Source organism: Haloferax sp. s1 (assembly GCF_058382125.1).
In genome coordinates this window covers 1-3,443 of the sequence record NZ_JBZRPK010000350.1, presented here as the reverse complement: position 1 = coordinate 3,443, position 3,443 = coordinate 1, and the positions used below count along the sequence as shown (strand labels likewise).

General features: G+C 62.1%; 4 protein-coding genes. 2 read left to right on the top strand and 2 right to left on the bottom strand.

Annotated elements, in window-relative coordinates; genetic code table 11:
* Nucleotides 1-65: 65 nt before the first annotated feature.
* Complete coding sequence (locus QT222_RS04205; protein WP_491476409.1) at nt 66-1,145, bottom strand: DUF8127 domain-containing protein; 1,080 nt, start codon at nt 1,143-1,145, stop codon at nt 66-68.
* A gap of 119 nt (nt 1,146-1,264) precedes the next feature.
* Between QT222_RS04205 and QT222_RS04200 the strand changes: the two genes are divergently transcribed.
* Nucleotides 1,265-1,672, top strand: a complete 408-nt coding sequence (locus QT222_RS04200) for a hypothetical protein (RefSeq protein WP_004060136.1) — start codon at nt 1,265-1,267, stop codon at nt 1,670-1,672.
* Here QT222_RS04200 and QT222_RS04195 read toward each other — a convergent pair.
* Nucleotides 1,651-2,298, bottom strand: coding sequence for a dienelactone hydrolase family protein (locus QT222_RS04195; protein ID WP_491476408.1), 648 nt, complete (start codon nt 2,296-2,298; stop codon nt 1,651-1,653). The genes QT222_RS04200 and QT222_RS04195 overlap by 22 nt on opposite strands.
* A 54-nt stretch (nt 2,299-2,352) precedes the next feature.
* Between QT222_RS04195 and QT222_RS04190 the strand changes: the two genes are divergently transcribed.
* Complete coding sequence (locus QT222_RS04190; protein WP_491476407.1) at nt 2,353-3,198, top strand: PspA/IM30 family protein; 846 nt, start codon at nt 2,353-2,355, stop codon at nt 3,196-3,198.
* Nucleotides 3,199-3,443: the final 245 nt, after the last annotated feature.

Below are 3,443 nucleotides of genomic sequence, written 5' to 3'. Positions count from 1 at the left end.
CCGACCGCATGACAGCGGTCGACCGAGTGTGCAATGACTTGCAAACGCTACTATAAACCGAATACTCAGTCGTCGATAAGCTCAGCCGCCGTCACTGCACCGACATCACTCGACACTGTTTCGTCCGGGTCGGCGGCAAACACGTACCCGTAGGGCACGAGCAGTAGGCTTCCAACGCCCCCGATGAAGAGACCGAACAGGACCGAGAATATCGCGCCGAAGGCACCGAGGAGGAGCGCGTTCGCCCCGATGACGACAATCGGAAGGATGACGCTTCCCGCGACCAGCGATTTCCACGCTCGTCTACGGAGACAAAACCCTGCGAACAGTCCGAAGGCGGCAACCACGCCGGAAGCGGGCGTGAGCACGTATCGCATCGACAGCGACCCGCTTCCGGTGAGCGTCGTCGCCAGCCACAGGGCGAGGAGCGTTCCCGGAATCACCGCAAGTGCCGTCCTTTGGTCGAGCGGGCGGGCGGTACCGCGGCTTCGGAATGCGACGAGAAGGCCGAGTCCGGCGATAGTGTACGCCCATCCGACCGGATTAAAGAGGTACGCGCCGATAGCCGAGAAGAACTTCCCGTAGACCGCGCCGATGTTCTCCGGGTACACGAGATAGGAGGTCCCGCGACGACTGAATAGTCCTTGGTCCACGAACGACCCGACATCAACCGACCCGTCGTCGATTGCCGCTTGGACGTTGGCGCTCGCGTTCGCGGCGGGTTCCGTGGCGGCTTGGGACACAGTTTCCCAGTCGGTCGGCGAGAGGCGGAGCGTCGCGCTAACGGGGTCACCAGAGACGGTCAGCGAGAGACGGTAGTATTGCCCGCCGTAGACCGCAAATTCGGTGTCTTCGTTTATATCACTGAGGGCCATGTAGGCCTCGGATTCAATCTGACCGTCGAACGTTCCAGTCTCGGCGGCGGTCTCGACTGGTGCTTCGAGTTGCGGTGTTCCGTTGACGTGTCTGGAGAGGCTGACGATATCGGAGTCGTGTGCTGCGACGAGTTCGGGGGCGGTTTCGGCTGTCGCTTCCTCGGAGACGTACGTCGTCTGTAGTTCACCAGCAACCGAGAACGACTGGGTTATCAACACGCCGACGAGGAGGAGGGCGACGACGGCGGCGAGTCGTTTCAGTGGGACCATGCAGTCGCGTTCCGTTCAGGAGTAAAAATGTCGTTCGGTTGGATAGTAGTCGGGAGACGACCATCATCGAATCTGGTCGTCCCCGAATTCTCTTATCAGTCGGCCATAATTATCGACGTATGTCCCTCCAAAATCGACTTCGAGAGCGTATTCGTCCGTGGCACGCCGTGATTTTCACCGTGTTCGTCGCTGGAACGGTGTGGTCCCTGCGCGGAGAACCGCTCGAACCACTTCCGGTACTCATGGCCGTTGTCAGTGGCCTACTCGGTGCTATCGTCTTCCAGTTCACCGTCGGAAGCATATGGGGCTACGTCGTCGAATATCACAACGCAGGTGGTCGGTGGACCGACACCCCTCTCCTCGCACCGTTCGCCGTCGCCTTTGCCGTCGGTGCGGTAGTGTACACGACAATCACCGCCGAAGTCGCCGTCGCGGCGTGGGGCGCGTTCTGGGCGTTCGCCCTCGCCGCAGGTCTAGTCGCCGTCGCAACCCAGTTCTACGTCGGCTATCGTTCGCCTCCGGCCTGAAGCCACGGGACGAGGAAGTCGGCGACCGCATCCGCGACTTTTCCGTGCTGGCCGACGAAGAAGTGGTCCGCGGCGAACTCGACGACAGACTGGTGATACTCGCGTGCGCAGTCGACGACGGGTTCCCAGTCGGCGATGTCGTCACGGGTCCCGTAGATGACCTGTACAGGTACGGGAATCTGGTCGAAGACCGCGGTCACGTCTAGGTCGTCTGCAAGTCGTCCGGCGGGGCCGAGCGCCGATACGGCTTCTACGTCCGCGCCCTCCGCGGCGGCGAGAAGCGCCATCGCGCCGCCGAAACTGAATCCGAAGAGTGCGACGCGCTCGTAGCGAACGTTCGCCCACTCGACCGCCCGGAGCGTGTCGGCGCGTTCGCCGTAGCCTTCGTCCCACGCGCCGTAATCGAAGCGAAGACAGTCGATGCCGCGGTCGGTCAGCTCGTCGCTGACGGCGACGAGGCGGGAGTCGCCGCGGTGACCGGTGTGTTGTGGATGTGGCGGGCAGGCGACGACAACGGTGCTGGCTCTCGGTTGGTCGTCCTCACCGTCGCCACCGGTTCCACCGGCGGCGGTATCCAGCGTCGCACGCACGTCACGGCCGCCCGGTACCAGAATCGTGTCGGTCATACGGACCGGTTGAACTGGTGAGGTTTTAAGCCGAACGTCACGTAGGTAATGGATATGGGAATCCTCTCTCGCACGTCGTACGTCATTCGGTCGAAGATAAACGCCCTCCTCAACCGTGCGGAGGACCCGACCGAGACACTCGACTACTCGTACGAGAAGATGCGCGACGAACTCCAGCAGGTCAAACAGGGTATTGCCGACCTGACGACACAGAAGAAACGACTGGAGATTCAAAAGCGCCGCCTCGAAGAGAACGTCGAGAAGCACAACGACCAGGCCCGCGAAGCTGTCCGGCAGGACCGCGAAGACCTCGCCCGGCAGGCGCTCCAAAAGAAGCAGGCCAAGATGAACCAAATCGAGGAACTCGACGCGCAGATTGCGGGCCTCCAAGAGACCCAGAACTCGCTCGTCCAGAAGAAGAACGAACTCCAGGGCCGCATCGAGGAGTTCCGCACGAAGAAAGAGACGATGAAGGCCCGCTACGAGGCCGCCGAAGCGTCGAGTCGCGTCTCCGAAGCCATGTCCGGCGTCGGCGACGAAATGTCCGACGTGGGCCGTGCCCTCGAACGCGCCGAAGAGCAGACCGACGAAATGGAAGCGCGTTCCGCCGCGATGGACGAACTCGTCGACGAGGGCGCGTTCGACGAGGTGCTCTCGGACAAGGACGCCATCGAGCGTGAACTCGAAGCCGGACGGTCCGACGCCGAAGTCGACACCGAGTTGGAGACGCTGAAATCCGAGATGGGTAAATCGTCCGCCCCAGCCGAAGACGCGGAATCCGATTCCGACGTGGATGTCGAATCCGATGTTGAAACGGACGTCGAGGCAGATGTCGATGTTGCCGACGAGGAAGTCGAAGCGGAACTCGAAGAACTGAGGAGCGAAGACGAGTCGTCCTGAACCGCTGTGGGCCGTTAAACGCTCACGGTTGGCCCCGCACCGTGCCGCATCGCGCCGCATCGCGCTACACCGTGCCGCCTACACCGCGCAACATCGCGCCGCGTTGTAGTTCGGCTGTGCCGCCCTTCAGAGAGACGCTTCGGGCGAGTGACTGCCGCCACTAACTTTACTGCGCCACTCAACACCACGATATGGCGAGCAACGGCGGTCCGTCGTCGGGTGAACCCGACGATACGATGCGAGAC

Coding starts and splice junctions, on each gene's coding strand:
- QT222_RS04195 (WP_491476408.1), bottom strand. CDS start 2,298: ATGACCGACACGATTCTGGTACCGGGCGGCCGTGACGTGCGTGCGACG.
- QT222_RS04190 (WP_491476407.1), top strand. CDS start 2,353: ATGGGAATCCTCTCTCGCACGTCGTACGTCATTCGGTCGAAGATAAAC.
- QT222_RS04200 (WP_004060136.1), top strand. CDS start 1,265: ATGTCCCTCCAAAATCGACTTCGAGAGCGTATTCGTCCGTGGCACGCC.
- QT222_RS04205 (WP_491476409.1), bottom strand. CDS start 1,145: ATGGTCCCACTGAAACGACTCGCCGCCGTCGTCGCCCTCCTCCTCGTC.